Source organism: Blastomonas aquatica (assembly GCF_014639875.1).
GTDB lineage: Bacteria > Pseudomonadota > Alphaproteobacteria > Sphingomonadales > Sphingomonadaceae > Blastomonas > Blastomonas aquatica.
On record NZ_BMGD01000006.1, the window covers coordinates 54,522 to 74,807 of the forward strand.

The following is a 20,286-nucleotide window of genomic DNA, read 5'->3' on the forward strand; positions in this document are numbered from 1 at the left end:
TCAGGCGGCGCGACCCTTGGGCCACATTCCGGCGGATTCATCCTCGACCCATCCTACCAGCAAAGCGAGCACCCGGTGCAATGCCTTTTGCTGTTCGGCCTGCTGCGCTTCGAGTGCATGCACGCGGGCGAGCAAGGGTTCAAGATCGACCTGCGCCTGGGCGGGGCGCGCCTCAAGCGCCTGCACCCGGTCGAGCGCGGCCTGCAGTTCGTTCACCAGAAACCTGCGTTCGTCTTCCTGCTGTCCGGCAAAGGTCCGGACCTCGGCGACGAACTGGTTGAAATCGGCCTTGCTGACTTCGGGGATCGCAGGTGCCGCCATAGCAGCTACCGGCATTTCAGAGCCAGGCGCGACCGACGCGGCATGGGCGGCATGCGATGCAGCACTGGCGAGCGCGGCGTCGTTCTGCCAGTCGTCATCGGTCATCGCATCGACCGCCAGATCGGCCACCACCGCCTCGACCAGAGCCGCATCGACGGTCTCGCGGTTTTCTACAGCCGCCATCAGCAGCACGCGGTTGATCAGCATGTTGATCTTGCGCGGGATACCACCGGTTTCGGCGAACAGCCTGGCCCACAGATCGTCGGCAAACGCCGGACGCCCCTGCCAACCGACTAAAGCCATCCGATGCTCGACATATGGCTGCAGTTCGTGGCGCTCCATCGCACCCAGGTGATGCGTGGCGATGATCCGCTGGCGCAATTGTTCCAGCCCCGGCGCGCCCTGCACTGAAGCACGGAACTCGGGCTGGCCGAGCAGGAAGATCTGCAGCAGCGGGTGGCTTCCCAGTTGGAAGTTCGACAGCATCCGCAGCTCCTCGAGCGCGGGCAGCGGCAGGTTCTGCGATTCATCGACCACCAGCAGGCAGCGGCGTCCAGCGCGCGCCTCGGTGTGAAGGAAATGCTCGATCGCACCCAGGGTGCCGGTCTTGTCCAGCCCTGCGGTGGCCACGCCGAAGCTGCTCGCCACCATGTGCAGCAGATCATCGCCCTTGAGCTGGGTGGTGACGATCTGCGCGGCGGTCAGCCGGGCGCTATCCACGGTCTGCATCAGGTGCGCGACCAATGTCGATTTGCCCGCGCCGATCTCGCCGGTGATGATGATGAAGCCCTCGCCCTGCGCCAGGCCATAGCCCAGATACGACATCGCCTTGCGGTGCGTGGCGCTCTCGAAATAGAAGCGCGGATCGGGGGTCAGCTGAAAAGGCCGTCCGGTGAGGCCATAATGGGTTTCGTACATGGGCGTGCCCCCTGATCTTGCTTATGTAAACTTACTGGAACGAATAGCGCAGCGCCAGCAGCGCCGACGCGATCAGGCTGCTTTCGAAGCCCTTGGGATCGAAGTAATCCAGCCCCACCGCAACGCTCCCCGAGAAGCGATTGGTGAAGTTGCGGAAATAGGCAGCGTTGGTGCCAATCCCCAGCACATCGGAACCTGCGCCATTGAACGTCTGGCCGGGGCCGTTTTCAAGATAGGTCGCGTAGACCGTTCCTGTCAGGCTCGACCGCGGATCGAGCTGCTTGGCGCCGACATAGCTTGCGAACCAGACCTCATCGATGGTCTGATCAAAGCCAGCCAGCGCGCCGGTATCGGCCGCGAAGAACTTGCGGCGGCTGTAGCCCGCGCCGAGGCCGTGGGTCCAGCTGCCGCTGGTCAGGCTGACCTGGCCGGTTACGCCGCGAGTGCGGAACGCCGAGGAAGCGACCGACTGCAGCGAATCGTTGAGGCAGCCGCTGCCCGAACCACCGAACACGCACGAATTGAGATCACCGCTCAGCGGATTGCGGGTGGCATCGAACTGCGTGGGCAATCCCGCCAGATTGTCGTTGAGCCGCGATCCGAAGCCCGCGACGAGATCGTACACCGTCAGATTGGCCGCTAGACGCTGGCTGGGGGTATAAGTGAACGACCCGTAATAGGTCAGGCTGTCATAGCGTCTGCCGATCCGCGCCTCGAGCGAGGTACGCCGACTGGGCCGCCACAGCACGCCGACATCCCAGATGAGGCCGTCCTGATCATATGACAGCAACCGCGGCGAGTTCTGGTCGGTCACCAGGCGCCCGTCATCGCCGACCACGGGATTGCCCGCCGCATCGCGCAACGCGTCCCGCTCGGAAATCTCGATGTCCTCGTAACCCACACCGCCGACGATCGCCAAGGTCGCGCTGACCGGAACGGTGACATCGGCGCGGATGATCTTGTCCTCGAAGCGTTGATCGAGCTGGCTGGCATCTTCGCGAAAATACCCACCGCTCACCGACCATCCGATCGGCAGGAACCCGCCGGGCTGCTGCCCGAACGCCAGGCTGGCAGCGTGGCTCACGCTGTCGCCGAAAATGTCGACCGGTCGCTGACCTGCAGGCAAGGCAACCGTATTGGCGTCAACCTTGGTATAGCCGATACGATAGGCCGCGTTGACATCCACCGTGCCAACCTGCGTTGCCAGCGTCGGACCGGCATATGCCGAATAGACCTGGGTGACGTTGTCGGATCCGCCGATCAGGTTGCTGGGGGCGGCACCGGCGCCATCGATCCGCGAACGGATACCCAGCGCGCCTGCTTCGATGGACAGCGTGTTGGGGATAATCTGCACATTGGCGCGCGCAATGCCGCTGATCGCGTCCTGATCACCAAAATCGTCGTTCCACGAGAAGCGGCGCTCATAGCGGACACTAACCTGCGCTTCAGCACGCGTGGTCTGCACCGCCGCATCGACCCCGACCGCTACCAGGCTATAGGTCAAAAGATCGCCGCCATTCTTCAGGTCGGCGCTGATCAGCTGGCCGACTTCCAGATAGGGCACCACGACAGTGCGCTGGCGGCCCGAGCTGCCCTCACCGCGATCACCGCCCTGCTGCGCTAGCGGGCCCTGCTGGGCCAGCGCCGCCTGAGGAACCACTGCAAGCGCGACCGCAAGTGCGGCCAGCGGCAGGCCGCGTTTGCCAGAACTGAAAGCAGACCATCTTTGCATGGTCATTCTCCATATCCATAATAGGATCCGAAGCTGCGACCCGAGGGCGAGAATTTCACCCCGTTGAGCAGCAGCTGAACCTGGTTGCAGCCGGAAATCAGCCCCAGCGCGTCGCGCAGCGCGCGTTCGCTGGTGACATCGGCACGCACCACCATCAGCGCGTGGCCGACATGCTGGGCGAGCGTTGCCGCAGGTGATGCGGCAAGCAGCGGCGGGGAATCGAAAATCACGATCCGGCCCGGATGGCCCTCGGTCAGCCGGGCGAGCACATCGAGCGTATGCGCCGATGCAAGATATTCGCTGTCGGTGTTGGTCTGCCGTCCCGCCGGCAAAACCGACAAGCCCCGGATATCGGTCGGGATGATGCAATCTTCCACCGCGACCTTGGGATCGGCGAGCGCATCCATCAGCCCGCGCTGCCCCTCGATGCCCAACGACGAAAGGATGCTGGGCTTGGCGAAATCAGCATCGACCAGCAGCACGTCATGGTCCTGCTCGGTCGCGATCGACAGCGCAAGGTTGATCGCGCTGTAAGTCTTGCCTTCGTTGGGCTGCGCCGAACAGATCAGGATTCGCTGCGCGGCTGCGCCGAGCCCTGCATTGGCTTCGGCCTGGATGCTGGCGAGCAGCCGGCGTTTGACGATGCGGAACTCTTCGGAGATGCTGGTCACAGGGCCATCGGGGACGATGAACGCGCGCTCGCGCAGATGATCGCGGTCGATGACCGCCACCGGCATGGCGGGGCCACTGCGCGGACGCGGCAAGGGGGCAGCCACGGGAGTTGCTCCCGCGACCGGTGCACGAACCGCAACGGTCTCGGAAGTATCCGCCTGATGGGTCTGAGTTCCGGCAGCATCGGGCAGCTGCGGACCGGGCTGATTCAGCGCCTTGCGGAAATCATACATGTTGGCAGCACGCTCGATCAACGATGGCGTGCTGCTGGATTTATCCGGCGACGGGATGGGGTCGTGCATGGTCATGTCTCTTTTATCCCTCACACCACCGAGCCGCGCTGGATAAACTCGATCATCAGCAGCAGCAGGAAGACCCCCACAAGGGCGCCACCCGACCCCAGATACATCCTGAGTTTACGCTTGCGTTCATCGCGCTGCGCCTGGGTCAGCATCTGCGAGATCGATCCGATCACCTGCAAGCCGCTGGCAGCTTCCAATTTGGCCGCCGTAGGATAGCTCGCACCGAGCTGACCGAGCGCGAATGCTCCGCCAATGCCGCCCGCGATACCTGCGAGCAGAACCCCGACCAGCAACATCGGACGGTTGGGCGCAATCGGCGTGCGCGGGCTTGAGGGCGGTGTGATCAGGTCAAAGCGGACCGCGTCGGTCTCGGTTTCGACCTGCCCGCGCAGCCGCACCTGCTCGCGATCGGCGAGCAGCTTGTCATATTGGGTCTTGAGCACCTCATAATCTCGCGCGATCCGAGCCTGTTCGGCGGCGACCCCCGGCTCCTGGATCTGCTTGGCGACCATCGCGCTCATCTCGCCCTGGAGCGCGGACTTGCGCGACTGCAGTGCGGTGACGGCGGCCTGCCGCTCGGCCTTCATGCTGATCAGCGAGCTATACGCCGGATTGGAAACGCCAAAATTGGTGCCCGCGCCCGCGCCGGCTGCACGCAAAGCCGCGATCTGGCTTTGCATCGCGACCACATCGGGATGCTGGTCGGTCAGGCCGCGCGCCTTCATCGAGGCAAGCTCGCCTTGCGCTTGTGCCAGCGGGTTCACCCCGCCGCCTGCGCCGCCGGCGATCGTCTGCGGAGTGCCGGCAATCTGGCCGTTGATCGCAGCCAGCGCGCTTTGCGCGGCGATCAGCTGCGAATCGATCTGGTTGATCTCGACCCTGCCCGATTCCAGACGCTGGCTGACCGATCCGATCCCTGGCAGCATCCCCAGATTCTCGGTCTCGAACCGCACCCGCTTCTGCTCGGCTATCTCGAGCTCTTTCTGCCGCTTGGCGAGTTGTTCATCGAGGAAGCGCAATGTGTCGCTGGTCTCGCCGCGTCCGCCTGCAAGGTTCGCTTCGACAAAGATGTCGATCAGCTTCTGCACGACATCGCGTGCCAGCGTCGCGGCCTCGCCATCGGACCGGTCGCCTGCCGACATCGTCGCCGAAATCTCGTACAGGTTGTCTTGCTCGGACTTGATCTTGATCGCGCCGCGAAGCCCGCCGACTGCGCCTTCGACCTCGCGTGGGGTCACCAGATTCTTGCCCAGATCGGTACCACGCACGACCTTTTCGAGGTTGGCGACAGAGGTCAGCGTCTGCTCGACGGTATCGATCTGCTTTTGCCGCTCGACTATGCTGATTCCGGTATTGTCGGGCAAAATCGCCTTGGTCTGGACAAAAAGCTTCGCCTGCGATTCATAGGTATTGGGGATCAAGGCGACCGCCAGCCAGCCCAGCACGCAGATCGCCCAGGCGATGGCCATCGCCAGCCAACGGCGTTGCCACACGCTGTGAACAGCAATCCGGAATTCTTCGTACAGGCCAGTCATCGGTCAGGCTTTTCTTTCGCTTATACGGTGCGGATCGGCGTTTCTGGCAATCAGAACATGCTTTCCGGGATGATAATAACATCTCCCGGCTGCAACAGCACGTTCGCGCGGCTGTCACCCTTTTTGATGAGGTCGCCCAGCTTGATCGGATATTCCTGCTGACGCCCCGAAATCTTGTCGAAGCGCACCAATTTGGCACGGTTGCCTGCGGCGAATTCGGAAAGGCCGCCCACCGCGATCATCGCGTCGAGCAGTGTCATATTGGCACGGTAAGGGATCGATGCAGGCTTTTCGGTCGCGCCGACGATCCGCACCTGCTGCGAGAAGGTGCCCGCAAAGGTGTTGACGATCACCGACACGATCGGCTCCTGAATGAACTGCGACAGCTGCAGCTTGATGTCTTCGGCCAGCATCGTCGGAGTTTTGCCGACGGCGGGCATGTCGGTGATCAGGGGCGTGGTGATGCGGCCATCGGGGCGCACCTGCACCTTGGCGCCGAGCTCGGGATTGCGCCAGACGAACACGGTGAGTTCGTCGAGCGGGCCGATGATATAGTCATCACCCGGGCCATCGGAGAGCGAGACGAACGATGCCGGGGGCAGCTGCGGTCCACTTGGAGTTGCGGCACACGCGGCAAGCAGAGCGGTTGCCGCCAGCGCCGCAATTCCCATTTTCAACAGACGGAACAATCCCATGTCAGCACCTTTTTCGTCCACCGGCGACTCCGTACTCCGCCACCTGCACACAGCAGGCAGCCCGGGCCGGGTCCACGCAGATTAGCATCAGCTATGGCGAAAAAGGGTGAACATAGCGTTAGTGCTTGATGGTGCAGATGATTTTACACCGCCGCACTAGCGGCATCGGGCGTGCCGTCACACGCCATCGCCATCAAAACTGAGCAGGCGAAAGGCCGCCCCAGTGGCTCTTGGAGCGGCGTCGACCGATCAGGCGTAAGCAGCCGTCTTCGGTTTCTTCATCGCGGAATGCGAAGCACCCGCCCTCAAAGCTCCAGGCGCATCGATCTTGAAGCGGTTTGCCTCGTCCGCCAGCGCCTCGACCTCCGACGAAAGGTTGCGTGCCGCTGCCGACGTTTCTTCCACCATCGCCGCGTTCTGCTGGGTAGAATTGTCCATGGCGCCGATCGCACCGGCGATTTCCGCGATGGTGGAGGACTGCGCCGCATTGTCGGCCGCCATGCTGGCCAGCAAAACGTGAACCTCACCGACATCGCCCGAAATATTGGCAAGGGCGCCGTCCACCTTGTGAACAGCCTCGACCGCAGCTCCGATCTCGGTCTGCGTGACCGTCAATTGCTCTCGTGCGCGTTTCGCTTCCTCTTCGGCCCGCATCGCAAGCGCGCTGACAAGATCCGCGACCACAGCAAAGCCGCGCCCGGCATCGCCGGCACGCCCCGCCTCGACGGCCGCGTTCATCGCCAGAACACGCGTCTGGAAGGCGATCTTGTCGAGGCCTTCGATCACGCTGTCGATCCCCTTTGCGGTTTCCGACACGCGCCCCATCGCCTGCACCGCCTCGACCGCCACCGAACGGCTGTCGGCCACGGTGGCAATCGCGCCATCGGCGCGCTGAACCGTGGAGGTGGCAGCGACGACCGACGCCTTCAGCCGCCCGTCGATCTGTGCGATGGCCGCGGATGCTTCCTCAAGGTTGGCGGCATTGCTCTCGGTCCGGCGCGCAAGGCTTTCCGAGGCCTGAGCGATTTCACCCGACCCTGTGCGGATCGACGAGGCGCTCTGCGCTACCGAGCCAATCAGCGACCGCAGCGAATGCAGCGCCTCATTGAAATTGGTCTTCAACTCTGCATAGGCCGGTGGGAAATCGGCGACGATCGGCGATGTCAGGTCACCCGCAGTGAGCGAGGCAAGGCTCTGGCGAAGCGCGCCGGTCACGACGGTCTGCTCGGCTGCAGCCGCCGCCGCTGCGACGCGCTCCTTGGCGATCACCGACGCCAGAAACGCATCGACGGCGCGCGCGATGGTTCCGATCTCGTCGCGCTGATCGAGGTTGGGCAGCTTTGCATCGCCCGAGGATTTCGCCAGACCATTGATGATATCAGCGAGCATGTTGATCGGAGCAACGACCTTGCGGGTAATCGTCAGATACGCGATGGCAAGCGCCACGCCAGCACCCAGCGCGAGAACCAGCACCATGATGAGCGCGGCTTCAAGCGCGGACAGCGCGTCGCTCGTCACCTCCGAAGCCACGTTGATCTGCAGGTCCAGCAGCTTGCCGATTTCCGTCGATACCGGGTCGATCGACCGATAAAGATCATTCACGACAAAGCGGTCGAGCGCTGCACGGTCGCGTGCCGCAAGGATCTGGATCAGCCTGGCGACTTGCACGTCGGCCCGCTGCATTTGCGACTCTGCCGCCGATACCAGCCGCACTTCCTCATCCGTGAGCGTCGTCGAGCGATACCGCTGCCAGGCTGCAGCGATCTTGCTCTTGCCGTTGCGCACTGTCGTCTCCGCCTCTGCGAAAGACACATTGCCGTTCCGGGCCTTGTGCGCGGCATCGACAATATCGACGGCATAGCTATCCACCGTCACCTTGAGATCGCTCATCGGCACGACGCGATCGTTGAGGATGGTTGCCAACGCCTCGGCGTTGTTCTTCGTCGACCAATAGGATGCGCCGACGATCAGCACAGTGGCTGCCGCCAATAGGCCAAGACAACTCAGCAGCTTTTGCTTCAAGGTCACGCGGCAGACTCCTGATCGACGTCGAACAGCATTGGCCAAACGCTGGTCCAGCGGCTGGAATGCTCTCGGTTGTCTCATAGGAGATCGCGCAGAGTCTGTGGCGGATTGACGGTGTTTTTTAATGTGTCGTGGGAAGCAATACACCCAACGAAAGCTATCATGCGACAACGCCCGCCATCGCGCGCGGAAACTTGCCTGAATGCAGTCAATTGAAAGATCGATATCTGCTGGACTTGCAAAGGTGCGTGTGTGCTTAATCGTGGTCAGGCTTCATCAACTGCGATGCAGCCTGCCTAGGGGGTGAAGCCATGCGAAAATCAGTATTCCTGGCTGCCGCAGTATTGGCAGCCGTGACTGTGCCGGCGTCCGCGTCTTGGCGTGCCGCAAATGCCGAAGTCGAAGCGGCGGCAAAAACACCGCGCGTGGCAGCTGCCTTGGCAACGACCGAACGAATGGATCAAGCTATTCTGGCGCGCGACAAGGATGCTTTTTCAGCCATTTTTGCCGATGATACGGTGGTCAACAATCCGTTCAATCGCATAGCACGCAAATCGGATGCCGTGCGGAACTTGGAAACCGGACTGATTGACTACGAAACGCTCGAGCGAACGATCGAGTATGCGGCGGAACGTGGCGATCATGACGTCGTGCTGATGGGTGTCGAGGTGTTGACTCCGGTTGGCAAGGCGCGGTTCGCGGGTGAAAAAATCAGTCGCCGCGTCACCGAAGTGTGGACCGACGAAAGCGGTGAATGGAAACTCGCGATTCGCCAAGCAACCATCTATCGAACACAATGAGGTACACCACACGCTGGCCTCAGCCGCCTGCCCCTCACCCCCGCCGCCGCGCCAGAAACCGCGCCCAGCCCCGGCTCCACTTGTTGAACACCTTGCCCTCATCCGAAGCAAAAGCCGCCGCCTTGATGTGCTCCGAGCGGTTGGGATAGGGCACGATCAGGCTGGCGACGCCGAAGGTCGAGGATTTGCCCGCTATCATCATCGCGATCGGCAGGATGAGGTCGCCCGCGCCGCGCCCGACCACCGTACCGCCGATGACCTTGCTGCCCTTCTTGACCAATTTGACGAAGCCGGTGACCTCGCGCTCGGTCACCGCGCGGTCATTGTGGTCGAAGTCCTGGCGCCACACGGTGATCTTGTCGCCATGCACCTTGCGCGCCTCGTCCTCGGTCATGCCGACCTGCGCGAGCTCGGGGTCGGTATAGGTGACCCAGGGGAGCGCGGCATAGTTCGCCTTGGTCGGCACGCCCAGGCTGATCTCGAGCGCGACGTTGCCGCCCTCATAGCCGCTGGCATGGGTAAAGCGCGGTCCCTCACGGCAGTCCCCGATCGCGTAGATATGCTTCGCGCTGGTCCGCCGCCGGGCATCGACGGCGATGCCCTTCTTGTCGTATCGCACGCCCGCGACCTCGAGCCCCAGCCCGTCGAAGTTGACCTCGCGCCCGGTGGCGATCAGCAGATGCGTGCCGGTGATCGTGCGGCCATCCTTGAGCGTCAGTACCAGGCCTTGGTCGTTCTTCGCCACCGCATCAGCTTCGGCATCATGGATCAGCTCGATCCCCTCCCCGGTCAGCCGGTCGATGACGATTTTCGCGGCGTCGGCATCGTCCTTGGGGAACGGGCGCCCCTTGGTCGCGACGACAACCTCCGACCCCAGCCGCCGGAACGCCTGCGCCATCTCCATACCGATCGGACCGCCGCCCAGCACGATCAACCGCCCGGGCAGTTCGGTCAGTTCCCAGACATTGTGGTTGGTGAGGTACGGGACTGCATCGAGCCCCTTGATCGGCGGGACGTACGCGCGGCTACCCACCGCGATCACGATCCGCGGCGCGGTGTAGGTGGTGCCGCCGACGACCACGCTCCTGGGCCCGGACAGGCAAGCATCGCCGCGAACCACCTCAACCCCCATGCCTTCGAAGCGCTCGACGCTGTCATGCGGCTCAATGGTCTTGATCGCGTGGTGCACCGCATCGTGCACCGCGCGGAAATCGACGACCGGCTCGACCGACGCCATCCCGAATTCGGCGGCATTGCGCATGTCGTGCGCGCGGTGCGCGGCGGAAATCAAGGCCTTGCTCGGCACGCAGCCGGTGTTGAGGCAATCGCCCCCCATCGCTGCGCGCTCGATCAGCAGCGGCTTCAGCCCGAACATCGCGAGCCCGCCCGAGCAGACCAGCCCGGCAGACCCTGCCCCGATGACGATCACGTCGTGCGAATATTTCATACACCCCGTTTCGGTGAAACAATGCGGCTGGTTACCGCGAATTCTTGTCGCTAGACCATGTGCGCCAGTTGAGGGGGAATCCAGCATGAATCTCGAAAATTCGCGTGAATATTACGGCAAGGTGCTGTCGGAATCGGCAGACCTGCGCACCGATGCCTGCACCACCGCCGAACGCCCCCCGCTGGCAGTGATCCAGGCGCTGGCCAATGTGCACCCCGATGTGAAGGCGCGCTATTATGGCTGTGGCCTGATCGCGCCGTCTTTCATTCAGGGCGCGAGGATCCTCGATTTGGGCTCGGGGTCGGGGCAGGACGCGTATATCCTCGCGCAACTGGTGGGCGAGCATGGCGAGGTCGTTGGGGTCGATGCCACGCCCGAACAGCTTGCGGTCGCCAACGCGCATCTCGAATGGCACCGCGAGACCTTCGGCTATGCCAAATCGAACGTCCGCTTCGTCGAGGGCGATATCGAGAAGCTCGACGCGCTCGATCTGGAACCCGGCAGCTTTGACATCATCGTTTCCAATTGCGTCATCAACCTCGTCGCCGACAAGGCCAAGGTGTTCGCCGATGCGCACCGGCTGCTCAAGCCCGGCGGCGAGATGTATTTCTCCGATGTCTATTCCAACCGGCGGGTGCCGCTGCATCTGCTCACCGATCCGGTGCTGCACGGCGAATGCCTGTCGGGCGCGCTTTACTGGGGCGATTTCCTCAAGCTGTCCAAGGCGGCAGGCTTCACCGATCCGCGCCTCGTGAAAGATCGTCCGCTGGGCATCGGCGATCCGCGCATTGCCGCCATGCTCGACGGCATCGATTTCTTCTCCGCCACCTATCGGTTGTTCAAGCTCGATGACCTCGAGCCCGAGTGCGAGGATTACGGCCAGGCGGTGGTGTATCTGGGCAGCGTCGAGGGCGAGGAGCGCGTGTTCACGCTCGACAAGCACCACCAGATCGAACGCGGGCGGATCTTCCCGATCTGCGGCAACAGCTGGAAGATGCTGGCCGATACGCGCTTTGCCGAGCATTTCCAGTTTATCGGTGATTTCTCGACGCACTATGGCGTCTTCGCCGATTGTGGCGGCGGCCTGCCCTTCGCGCAGAGCACCGGCGAGGATGGCGATCTGGTGGGGTGCTGTTGAGCGCGTTTCGTTTGAGCGGGTCTCGTGTGAGAGCGGTTCGTTTGAGGACGTATCGCTTGCGCTCGGGGCCCACCACATCCGCTCAGCCTGAGCCTGTCGAAGGCCCCGCGATGTCCTCACCCAGACGTCTCCCGTTCTCCGGCGAAAGCCGGAGCCCAGGGGCTGGATTGCACTGCAGCCGCTCTGGATTCCGGCTTTCGCCGGAAAACGGCTGGACCAGAAGGCCACCCTATGCGCGGGGCCTTCGACAGGCTCAGGCTGAGCGGAGGGTGTTAGCGCTCCTCCATCCGGGGCGCATATGCACGTCTTTCTGACCGGCGCCACAGGCCTTGTCGGCGGGGCGCTGGCGGGCGCGTTGCTCGATGCCGGGCACCGCGTCACCGCGCTGGTGCGGGGCGTAGGGCGCGATGTGCTCGATATGGACGGACGGAATCGCATCGGCGAGATCGGGGTGCTGCAGGGCGATGTCGCGCTCCCTGGCTTCGGGTTGGTGGAGACGCCGCCCGAGGACATCGATCTGCTGGTCCACTGCGCCGCGACCGTCGATTTCGCCGCTGCCGAGGCTGTGCACGAGGCGGTCAATGTCGGCGGCACCGCGCATGCCATCGCGTTGGCACAAGGCTGGGGCTGCCCATTGCTGCATGTCTCGACCGCTTATGTCTGCGGCCGCGCCGATGGCGATATCGCCGAGGTTGCCGCCAACCCGGCAGCGGATTTCACCAACGGCTACGAGGCCAGCAAGGCCCGCGCCGAAGCCCTAGTCGATACCGCGCGCGCGGACGGTCTCGCTGCCGCGATCGCCCGTCCCGCGATCATCGTCGGGCGCTTAAGCGATGGCGCGATTGCCCGCATCGACGGGTTCCATCACCTGTTCCGATTGTTCGGATCGCCGCTGCTGGGTGCCGTCCCCGCAGCCCCCGATGCCGCGTTCGCGATCGTGCCGATCTGCCACGTTACCTCCGGGCTGATGGCGATGGCGCAGGACATCGCCGCGTTCGATGGTCGCCATGTCCATCTGGTGGGTGCCGCGCCGTTCGCGATGGCGGATATGCTGCGGATCGTCAGCGGCTATCCGGGCACCGTGCCTGCGACGATGATCGCGCCCGAGCAATATCACGCTAGCGAGCGCGACCGGCGCATCGCGATGGTCCACCGGCGGATAGGTCCGCAGTTCTTCGACTATTTCGTCCGCAGCCCGCGGTTTTCGGGGGATACGCTGCGCGACATCGCGGACATTGCGCCTCCGAGTGTGGATGAGGCAGCGTTTCGCCGGATGATCGATCATTGTATTGATGCCGGGTTCCTGGACTGGCGGTCATAGTCCATTCTCCGGCGGACGCCGGAGCCCAGGGGCGAGATTGAGCTATCGTCGCCCTGGATTCCGGCTTTCGCCGGAAAACCATGATTTGGCACGCCCAGCTTGCACTCTTCCCTCCCCTCCAACATGATGCGGACATCACATCAAAAAGGGGCCGTCCTCCATGAAACATCTGCTGCTCACCGCGCTCGTCTTCACCCTCGCCACCCCGGCCCAGGCATCCGAGGCGGAGGACGCCGCCACCGCGCAGGTGCTGACCGCGATCGATGGCCGCTATGACGAGACCGCCAAAGTGGCGCGGCAGATCTGGGAATGGGCCGAGGTCGGCTACAAGGAGGAACGTTCGAGCGCGCTGCTGCGCGAGCGGCTCAAGACCGCAGGGTTCAAGATCACCGAAGGCGTGGCGGGCATCCCCACCGCGTTCACCGCCGAGTTCGGCAGCGGCGGGCCGGTGATCGCGATCCTCGCCGAATATGACGCGCTGCCCGGGATCAATCAGGATGCGATGCCGACGCGCGCGCTGATCGACGGCAAGGGCGCGGCGCATGCCTGCGGGCACAATCTGTTCGCGGCAGGATCATTGGGCGCAGCGCTCGCGGTGCGCGACTGGCTCAAGGCCACCGGCACGCCGGGCCGGGTGCGGCTGTATGGCACGCCCGCCGAAGAAGGCGGCAGCGGCAAGGTGTACATGGTTCGCGAGGGGCTGTTCAAGGACGTCGACTTCACGATCCACTGGCACGCCGATGACGAGAACTCCGCCGCCGCGAGCACCAGCCTTGCCAACCGCTCGGCCAAGTTCCGCTTCACCGGCGTCTCGGCGCATGCCGCCGCCGCCCCCGAGCGCGCCCGCTCGGCGCTGGACGGAGTCGAGGCGATGAACATGATGGCCAACATGATGCGCGAACACGTTCCGCAGCAGACCCGCATCCACTATGTCATCACCGAAGGCGGCAATGCACCCAACGTCGTGCCCGATTTTGCCGAGGTGTTTTACTACCTCCGCCACCCCGATGCCGATCAGGTGCGCAGCATCTGGACGCGGCTCGAGGCGGCAGCGCAAGGCGCGGCGCAGGGCACCGGGACCAAGGTGGAGTGGGAGATCATCCACGGCAACAACCCGCTGCTGGTCAACGAACCGCTCGCCAAGATGATGCACGCCAAGCTGACCCAGGTCGGCGGCATCAGCTACACGGCGCAAGAAACCAAATTTGCAGAAGGCATCCGGGCGAGCTTCGACAAGCCCGAATTGCCAATGGGAAGCCAGAGCGAGATCCAGCCTTACGACGTTTCACTCGGCTACGGCTCGACCGATGTCGGCGACGTCTCCTACGCCACGCCGACCGTCGGCGTCCGCACCGCAACATGGGTTCCCGGCACCTCATCGCACAGCTGGCAATCGGCGGCGGCGAGCGGAATGACCATCGGCTTCAAGGGCGCGCAGGTCGCAGCCAAGGCAATGACGCTGGCGGCGATCGAGCTCTACACCAACCCCGCGCTGCGCGACGAGGCGACGGTGGCCTTCAAGGCCGCATTGGGGCCGGATTACGAGTATCGCTCGCTGCTGGGTGACCGCAAGCCGCCGCTGGATTATCGCGATTGAGGCGCTTCCGTTCGTTCGCTGTGGCGCGTCGGTCTGCGCCTGCCTGGAACATCACGAGGAAATGGCAAGATTGGTATAGTTTACGGGGTTCCGAACCTTTTAGCAGCCTCTGAACCAGCAGGAGAAACAAGAGGATGACATTCGCATTCTGGTTTATGATCGCTGCGCTTGCGCCATCGGTCGCTGCTGCAGAGACACCTCCTTCCTTCTGTCAGCGCATGGCAGCCGAACTGCCCATGAAGGAAAAGCGCGTGGCAGGATCGGTTCGGGCGTTCGATATGCAGACGTTGACGGCCGCGCAGCGTTTGCTGGTCGGCGGCAGCACCTTTTTCAGTCTCAAGGTGGAGGCCGTAAGCGACAGCCCGGACGAGGAACAACGGATCGATGCAATGTGCTCGACGGTTCCCTGCACGATGGAAGGGCCGTTCCGGTTGACCTTGGGGCTGAAAGACGGCTCGGCTCATCAGTTCGAAGCACTGCCTGACGAGCGGGCCCGGATCGAATATGTCGGAACACGCATTCGCTGTTCCGATCTATAGCTGCAGCAATTCGGCTCGTCAGGGCGGTAGCCGTTGCGAGTTTAACCCGCCGTGCGCCTTCCCATCCACAATCGGTCGTTCCGGCCGGATCGGCAAAAGCCCCAAACCGGTCAGGCAGCCTGCGTAGCGATTTTGCCAGCAGCGGAAATTCTTTTACCGACCCCTTTGCAGACGTTGGCACGATGCGCGATGATCCGGCATGATCCGTTGGTTCAGCCTCGCTGCATTCGGTGCTCTACTTGCCCTAGGCTGGGTTATTTTCGAACTAGCGAATGCCTGGCCAATCAATGCGGACAAGATACCCGGTCTGCGAGCGATGTTCGCGGTTTTTTCCCTTCTGGCAACGGGCGCTTTTCTCTTCGTCCGCTGGCGTCTGCTGCCCGCCGCTTTATTGCTCACTGCATTCGTATTGATTGCCGCTCTCTCAAACGCTGTGTTGACCATCCCGTATCTCGCATCAGCGGCTGTCGTAGTGCTGATGGTAGCGGTGCTGAGCCGCCTTTTCGGACCACCCCTTAACGTCAGCTAACCACCCAGAAATGGTCATTCATGCCGAGTAAAACCAACACCAAAAGCGGACGTTAAAAAAACTCAAGAAGACAGCTTCATGAGTGCCTTGCTTCTGCGACTCGCTGGCGAACGCGGCGGGGGTGTGACCACTTTGAAACTCACAAACTACGCCCTTTTCGTTTTCCGGCGAAAGCCGGAATCCAGGGCGACAGCAGCGCAATCTGACTCCTGGGCTCCGGCTTTCGCCGGAGAACGGGATGGTGGATCAGCTGAAGTTCGCGGGCCTTTTCTGCATGAAGGCGAACACCGCTTCCATCTGATTAGGCGTGCGGATGATCTTTTCCTGGAGCACGCTTTCTTCCATCAGGATCGCGTCGGTGTCCAAATCCGGGGTGCGGTTGAACAGGTTCTTGGCGGCGCGCACGGCATCCGGGTTCTTCGCTGCGATGTCGGTGGCGATGGCCATTGCGCGGGCGTGCGGATCGGCATCGAGATGCGTGGCAAAGCCGATCCGGCCCGCTTCCTCGCCGGAGAATTCGCGGTTGGTGTAGGTCAGCTCACGCAGCACATCGTCGCGCACCGTGCCGCGCCACAGCGCATAGCCGCCCATGTCGGGGATCAGCCCCCAGCGCATTTCCATGATCGACAGCCGCGCATCGGGCGCGATGATCCGCATGCACGCGCCCGACATGATCTGCAGACCTCCGCCGAAGCACACGCCGTGGACGGCCGCGATCACCGGCATCGGCAGCTTGCGCCAGCCGAAGGCGACCTGCTGGAACTTGTTGGCGTTGCCATAGGTGCGGTCGGTGAGCGCGGCGGGCGCATCACCACCCGAGCTTCCGCCGGGCGCGGTGAAGCTGGCCATGTCGAGCCCCGCGCAGAACGAGCGTCCCTCACCCGAGAGCACGACCGCGCGCACGCCGGGTTCGTTGCCCAGCCGGTCGATCGCGGCGATGATGCCATCGAACATCGCCGGATCGAGCGCGTTCATCTTGTCCGCGCGGTTGAGCCGGACATCGGCAACGTGGTTATCGATGGTGATGCTGACCCGGTCGTTCATGAAATGCTCTCTCCCTTGGCGCTTGCGAGCGCCTGTTCCACCAGTGGCAACTGGTCGTTGCCAAAGTACATATCGCTGCCGCCAACGAAAATCGAGGGCGAACCATAGCCGCCGCGCGCCACCAAGGCTTCGGTGTTGGCGCGCAGCCGGTCCTTGATCGGCTGGCTGTTCGCCGCGGCGATCAGGGCCGCGCCATCCATGCCGATGCCTGCGGCGACCGCAGCGACTTCCGCTGGATCGTCAAGGTTGCGCTGATCGACGAAATAGGCGTGGAACGCGGCTTGCGCAAAGCGTTCGAGCGCGGCCTGGTCATCCTCGAGCGCACACGCCGCGCGCATCGGTGCGATGCTCTTGAGCGGGTGGTGCGGCGAGGGGAAATTGAGCTCGACCCCGGTCCATCGCGCCCAGTCGCGCAGGGTTTTGCCCATATGCCGGAACTTGGGGCTGCTGCCATCTTCGCGCGCGGCGTAGACCGACGGGTTTGCGGCATTGAACACCCCGCCGACCAGGATCGGCGTCCAGCGGATCGTCGCATTGTGCCGAGCCGCCAATGGCCGGATGTTGTGGAACGCGAGGTAGGTCCACGGGCTCGAGAGATCGAAGCAAAATTCGATTTGAGGGGTCATGCGGTGACGTTCCTTTCTTGCCCGTTCTCCGGCGAAAGCCGGAGCCCAGGGGTGAGTTCAATCTTCCCATGCCTCATCCCGTCATTCCCGCGAACGCGGGAATCCCGCTGTTTCGCGACCGCAGCGCAGAAGCGGGACCCCCGCGTTCGCGGGGGTGACGATGGAAACGAAGGTGCGCAAGAACCGCAACCCATCACGTCTTGATCCCGAACAACGTCTCGCGCGTCTTCGCATCGGCCTGCGGGTTGCGGTTGATCGCGTCCTTCATCACACCCAGCCCCGCCTGCAGCGCGGGCCGCGCACGGCACAGCGCGTACCAGCGGGCAACGTTAGGATAATCGTCGAGCGTGATCTCCTGCCTTTTGTGGGTCAATATCCACGGGAAAATCGCCATGTCGGCAATGGTGTATTCATCCCCCGCGACATACTCCGCATCGCCCAGCCTGCGGTCGAGCACGCCGTACAGCCGCGCCGTCTCACGCTCATAGCGGTCGATGGCATAAGGCAGCTTCTCGGGCGCATACAGCTTGAAATGGCCGTTCTGCCCGAGCATCGGCCCGAGGCCACCCATCTGCCACATCAGCCATTCGAGCACCCGCGTGCGCCCGCGCAGGTCGGCAGGCATGAACCGCCCCGCCTTGTCCGCCAGATACAGCAAAATCGCGCCGGTCTCGAACACGCTTACCGGATCACCGCCACCGGGCGGGTCATGATCGACGATCGCGGGGATACGGTTGTTGGGGCTGATCTTGAGAAACGCGGGTTCGAACTGCTCGCCGGCGCCGATGTTCACCGGCTTGACGGTGTAAGGCAGGCCGCATTCCTCGAGCATGATCGCAATCTTCCACCCATTGGGGGTGGGGGCGTAATACAGGTCGATCATCGGGTTATGGCCTCTCCAGACGGATTCGCATTGCGTCTTGCAACCGATCATAACGCGGCGTGCAGCGCTGTCACCCCCGGGGTTGGGGCGCGGTCACCAACCGGTAGCCCTGACGCTTGACCGTTTCGATTTGCACCGCGCCCCGCAGGGCCACCAATCGCTGGCGCAGCTTGAAGATATGCACCTCTGGGCTGTTGGTGCCTGGGTCGAACGCGGTGCGCCAAACCGTATGGAGCAGCAGCTCGCGGCTGACCGCCAGCCCGGCGTGCCGCGCCAGCACCAGCAGCAGATCGAACTCGCGCGGCATCAACGGCAGCGTCTGGCCTTGCCAGCACGCCTGCCGCAACCCGGTATCGAAGGTGAAGCCCGCCAGCATGACGATGCCCTTTGCCGCCGCCCGCGTTCGCTGGGTGGCAATCATCCGCGCCGCCAGTTCGCAAGGCGCGATACGCGCCGAGACCGCGTCGTCCGCCCCCGCCAGGATCAGCCCTGCCCTTGCCTCAGCAGCGTTGACGCCCAGGACGATCAACGGTGCGATGCGGGGTGGATTCTGGCCAAGCAGCTCGCGCACCAGCGCACGGTGGCGGCGGTCGCACAGCACCGGGGCGATCGGCGTCGGAATGCCAACAGGGTCGGCAAGTTCTGCGCTCACACCAAACCGCGCAAGCGACTGGACCTGTGCCGCCATCACCGCGCGATCGGAACCGATCGCCAGCCATGCCAAGGGCGCACCGCACGCCGCAGTGCCGGTTCTGGTCGGAGCTGTCCTGTCGTCGCGCCACATCGCGCTTCCCCCGCAGGTGCCCGCCGGGGCACGCTGCCGGAGATAAAAGCGCGTTCATCGACGCGATGAGAGGACAACAGGCTCCGAAACGGAGGAACACGGCCCCCCAATCACGTCCCCGATCAGCTGCCGACGGCTTGCCCTGGCGCATTGACGCCCATGCTGGTGAGGTAGCGCTTCACGTTGCGTGCGGCCTGGCGCAGCCGCTGTTCGTTCTCGACCATCGCGATGCGGACAAAACCCTCGCCGTCCTCGCCATAGCCGACGCCCGGCGCAACCGCGACCTTGGCGTGCTGCAGCAATTGCTTGGAAAACTCGAGGCTCCCCATGTGCTTGAGCGCGGGTGGCAGCGGGGCCCAGGCGAACATCGATGCGCGCGGCGGGGGGATGTCCCACCCTGCCCGGCCAAAGGCCTCGACCATCACGTCGCGGCGCTTGTGATAGAGCTCGCGGTTCTTTTGGACGATGTCCTGCGGGCCGTTCAATGCCGCGCATGCCGCCGCCTGAATGGGGGTGAATGCTCCATAATCGAGATAGCTCTTCACCCGGGTCAGCGCCGAGATCAGCGTCTTGTTGCCCACGGCAAAGCCCATCCGCCATCCGGCCATCGAATAGGTCTTCGACATCGAGGTGAATTCGACCGCGACATCCTTGGCGCCGGGGACCTGCAGGATCGACGGCGTCGGGCAGCCATCGAAGTACAGCTCGCTATAGGCCAGGTCGGACAAGACCCAGACCTTGTTCTCCTTGGCCCACGCGACCAGCCGTTCGTAAAAGGCAAGGTCCACGACCTCGGCGGTGGGGTTGGACGGATAGCCGACGACCAGCACCGACGGACGCGGCACGGTGAACGCCATCGCGCGGTCGAGCGAGCGCCAGTAGTTCTCATCCGGAGTGGTCGGCACCGAACGGATCGTGGCCCCTGCGATGATAAACCCGAAGGTGTGGATCGGGTAGCTGGGGTTGGGCGCGAGCACGACATCGCCCGGCGCGGTAATCGCGTTGGCAAGGCTGGAGAGCCCCTCCTTCGATCCCATCGTCACCACGACCTCGGTTTCGGGGTCGAGCTCGACGTTGAAGCGGCGCGCATAATAGTTCGCCTGCGCCTTGCGGAGGCCCGGGATGCCTTTGGACTGGCTGTAGCCATGCGCATCGGGCTTCATCGCGACTTCACACAATTTTTCGATCACGTGCGCCGGCGGCGGCAGGTCGGGATTGCCCATGCCCAGATCGATGATGTCCTCTCCGCCCGCTCGCGCCGCAGCCCGCATCGCATTGACTTCGGCAATGACATAAGGGGGCAGGCGTTTGATGCGGTAGAATTCTTCGGACATATCGATTTCGCTTTTCAGTTCTCCGTGAATGGAGCGCGCTGTTT

The 20,286-nt window shown here is 63.5% G+C and carries 18 protein-coding genes; 6 read left to right on the top strand and 12 right to left on the bottom strand.

Going from position 1 to position 20,286, the window contains the following annotated elements; genetic code table 11:
- From IEW00_RS15260 to IEW00_RS15285, 6 genes are all read right to left on the bottom strand, one after another.
- Positions 1-1,239 carry an XrtA/PEP-CTERM system-associated ATPase gene (locus IEW00_RS15260; RefSeq protein ID WP_188515289.1) on the bottom strand — a complete coding sequence of 413 codons (1,239 nt, stop codon included), beginning with the start codon at positions 1,237-1,239 and terminating at the stop codon, positions 1-3.
- Positions 1,240-1,270: 31 nt separating this feature from the next.
- A complete protein-coding gene (locus IEW00_RS15265) occupies positions 1,271-2,977 on the bottom strand; it encodes a hypothetical protein (protein ID WP_188515290.1) in 1,707 nt (568 codons plus the stop codon).
- The gene (locus tag IEW00_RS15270) at positions 2,974-3,951 is read right to left on the bottom strand and encodes a P-loop NTPase family protein (protein ID WP_188515291.1); all 978 of its coding nucleotides are present in this window, start codon (positions 3,949-3,951) and stop codon (positions 2,974-2,976) included. The genes IEW00_RS15265 and IEW00_RS15270 overlap by 4 nt, the downstream gene beginning before the upstream one ends.
- A gap of 14 nt (positions 3,952-3,965) precedes the next feature.
- On the bottom strand, positions 3,966-5,480 hold the full coding sequence (locus IEW00_RS15275) for an XrtA system polysaccharide chain length determinant (RefSeq protein ID WP_188515292.1): 1,515 nt from the start codon (positions 5,478-5,480) through the stop codon (positions 3,966-3,968).
- Between the two features lie 50 nt (positions 5,481-5,530).
- A complete protein-coding gene (locus IEW00_RS15280) occupies positions 5,531-6,151 on the bottom strand; it encodes an XrtA/PEP-CTERM system exopolysaccharide export protein (protein WP_188515479.1) in 621 nt (206 codons plus the stop codon).
- Positions 6,152-6,424: 273 nt separating this feature from the next.
- A complete protein-coding gene (locus IEW00_RS15285) occupies positions 6,425-8,203 on the bottom strand; it encodes a HAMP domain-containing methyl-accepting chemotaxis protein (RefSeq protein WP_188515293.1) in 1,779 nt (592 codons plus the stop codon).
- A gap of 308 nt (positions 8,204-8,511) precedes the next feature.
- Between IEW00_RS15285 and IEW00_RS15290 the strand changes: the two genes are divergently transcribed.
- Positions 8,512-9,000 (top strand): nuclear transport factor 2 family protein, encoded by a 489-nt coding sequence (locus tag IEW00_RS15290; protein ID WP_188515294.1) that lies wholly within the window; start codon positions 8,512-8,514, stop codon positions 8,998-9,000.
- 34 nt (positions 9,001-9,034) lie between these two features.
- On the opposite strand, the gene IEW00_RS15295 is transcribed toward IEW00_RS15290, so the two are convergent.
- Positions 9,035-10,447 carry a dihydrolipoyl dehydrogenase family protein gene (locus IEW00_RS15295; protein WP_188515295.1) on the bottom strand — a complete coding sequence of 471 codons (1,413 nt, stop codon included), beginning with the start codon at positions 10,445-10,447 and terminating at the stop codon, positions 9,035-9,037.
- 85 nt (positions 10,448-10,532) lie between these two features.
- Between IEW00_RS15295 and IEW00_RS15300 the strand changes: the two genes are divergently transcribed.
- The 5 genes from IEW00_RS15300 (at position 10,533) to IEW00_RS15320 (ending at position 15,571) form a co-directional block, all read left to right on the top strand.
- Positions 10,533-11,585, top strand: a complete 1,053-nt coding sequence (locus IEW00_RS15300; protein ID WP_188515296.1) for a methyltransferase domain-containing protein — start codon at positions 10,533-10,535, stop codon at positions 11,583-11,585.
- A gap of 298 nt (positions 11,586-11,883) precedes the next feature.
- Positions 11,884-12,906, top strand: a complete 1,023-nt coding sequence (locus IEW00_RS15305) for an SDR family oxidoreductase (RefSeq protein WP_188515297.1) — start codon at positions 11,884-11,886, stop codon at positions 12,904-12,906.
- Between the two features lie 160 nt (positions 12,907-13,066).
- Positions 13,067-14,503, top strand: coding sequence for an amidohydrolase (locus tag IEW00_RS15310; RefSeq protein WP_188515298.1), 1,437 nt, complete (start codon positions 13,067-13,069; stop codon positions 14,501-14,503).
- A 134-nt stretch (positions 14,504-14,637) separates the two neighbouring features.
- Positions 14,638-15,042, top strand: a complete 405-nt coding sequence (locus tag IEW00_RS15315; protein WP_188515299.1) for a hypothetical protein — start codon at positions 14,638-14,640, stop codon at positions 15,040-15,042.
- A 199-nt stretch (positions 15,043-15,241) separates the two neighbouring features.
- Complete coding sequence (locus IEW00_RS15320) at positions 15,242-15,571, top strand: hypothetical protein (protein ID WP_188515300.1); 330 nt, start codon at positions 15,242-15,244, stop codon at positions 15,569-15,571.
- A gap of 246 nt (positions 15,572-15,817) precedes the next feature.
- Here IEW00_RS15320 and IEW00_RS15325 read toward each other — a convergent pair whose 3' ends face one another.
- From IEW00_RS15325 to IEW00_RS15345, 5 genes are all read right to left on the bottom strand, one after another.
- The gene (locus tag IEW00_RS15325; RefSeq protein WP_188515301.1) at positions 15,818-16,615 is read right to left on the bottom strand and encodes a crotonase/enoyl-CoA hydratase family protein; all 798 of its coding nucleotides are present in this window, start codon (positions 16,613-16,615) and stop codon (positions 15,818-15,820) included.
- Entirely contained in the window at positions 16,612-17,241 is a 630-nt protein-coding gene (locus IEW00_RS15330; RefSeq protein ID WP_188515302.1) for a 2-hydroxychromene-2-carboxylate isomerase, read from the bottom strand. Before IEW00_RS15330 ends, IEW00_RS15325 begins: the two co-directional genes overlap by 4 nt.
- Positions 17,242-17,434: 193 nt before the next feature.
- Positions 17,435-18,124, bottom strand: a complete 690-nt coding sequence (locus tag IEW00_RS15335) for a glutathione binding-like protein (protein WP_188515303.1) — start codon at positions 18,122-18,124, stop codon at positions 17,435-17,437.
- A 70-nt stretch (positions 18,125-18,194) separates the two neighbouring features.
- On the bottom strand, positions 18,195-18,908 hold the full coding sequence (locus IEW00_RS15340) for a winged helix-turn-helix domain-containing protein (protein WP_188515304.1): 714 nt from the start codon (positions 18,906-18,908) through the stop codon (positions 18,195-18,197).
- Positions 18,909-19,030: 122 nt separating this feature from the next.
- Positions 19,031-20,242 (bottom strand): LL-diaminopimelate aminotransferase, encoded by a 1,212-nt coding sequence (locus IEW00_RS15345; protein ID WP_188515305.1) that lies wholly within the window; start codon positions 20,240-20,242, stop codon positions 19,031-19,033.
- Positions 20,243-20,286 lie beyond the last annotated feature (44 nt).

Coding starts and splice junctions, on each gene's coding strand:
- IEW00_RS15260 (WP_188515289.1), bottom strand. CDS start 1,239: ATGTACGAAACCCATTATGGCCTCACCGGACGGCCTTTTCAGCTGACC.
- IEW00_RS15265 (WP_188515290.1), bottom strand. CDS start 2,977: ATGACCATGCAAAGATGGTCTGCTTTCAGTTCTGGCAAACGCGGCCTG.
- IEW00_RS15270 (WP_188515291.1), bottom strand. CDS start 3,951: ATGACCATGCACGACCCCATCCCGTCGCCGGATAAATCCAGCAGCACG.
- IEW00_RS15275 (WP_188515292.1), bottom strand. CDS start 5,480: ATGACTGGCCTGTACGAAGAATTCCGGATTGCTGTTCACAGCGTGTGG.
- IEW00_RS15280 (WP_188515479.1), bottom strand. CDS start 6,151: ATGGGAATTGCGGCGCTGGCGGCAACCGCTCTGCTTGCCGCGTGTGCC.
- IEW00_RS15290 (WP_188515294.1), top strand. CDS start 8,512: ATGCGAAAATCAGTATTCCTGGCTGCCGCAGTATTGGCAGCCGTGACT.
- IEW00_RS15295 (WP_188515295.1), bottom strand. CDS start 10,447: ATGAAATATTCGCACGACGTGATCGTCATCGGGGCAGGGTCTGCCGGG.
- IEW00_RS15300 (WP_188515296.1), top strand. CDS start 10,533: ATGAATCTCGAAAATTCGCGTGAATATTACGGCAAGGTGCTGTCGGAA.
- IEW00_RS15305 (WP_188515297.1), top strand. CDS start 11,884: ATGCACGTCTTTCTGACCGGCGCCACAGGCCTTGTCGGCGGGGCGCTG.
- IEW00_RS15310 (WP_188515298.1), top strand. CDS start 13,067: ATGAAACATCTGCTGCTCACCGCGCTCGTCTTCACCCTCGCCACCCCG.
- IEW00_RS15315 (WP_188515299.1), top strand. CDS start 14,638: ATGACATTCGCATTCTGGTTTATGATCGCTGCGCTTGCGCCATCGGTC.
- IEW00_RS15320 (WP_188515300.1), top strand. CDS start 15,242: ATGATCCGTTGGTTCAGCCTCGCTGCATTCGGTGCTCTACTTGCCCTA.
- IEW00_RS15325 (WP_188515301.1), bottom strand. CDS start 16,615: ATGAACGACCGGGTCAGCATCACCATCGATAACCACGTTGCCGATGTC.
- IEW00_RS15330 (WP_188515302.1), bottom strand. CDS start 17,241: ATGACCCCTCAAATCGAATTTTGCTTCGATCTCTCGAGCCCGTGGACC.
- IEW00_RS15335 (WP_188515303.1), bottom strand. CDS start 18,124: ATGATCGACCTGTATTACGCCCCCACCCCCAATGGGTGGAAGATTGCG.
- IEW00_RS15340 (WP_188515304.1), bottom strand. CDS start 18,908: ATGTGGCGCGACGACAGGACAGCTCCGACCAGAACCGGCACTGCGGCG.
- IEW00_RS15345 (WP_188515305.1), bottom strand. CDS start 20,242: ATGTCCGAAGAATTCTACCGCATCAAACGCCTGCCCCCTTATGTCATT.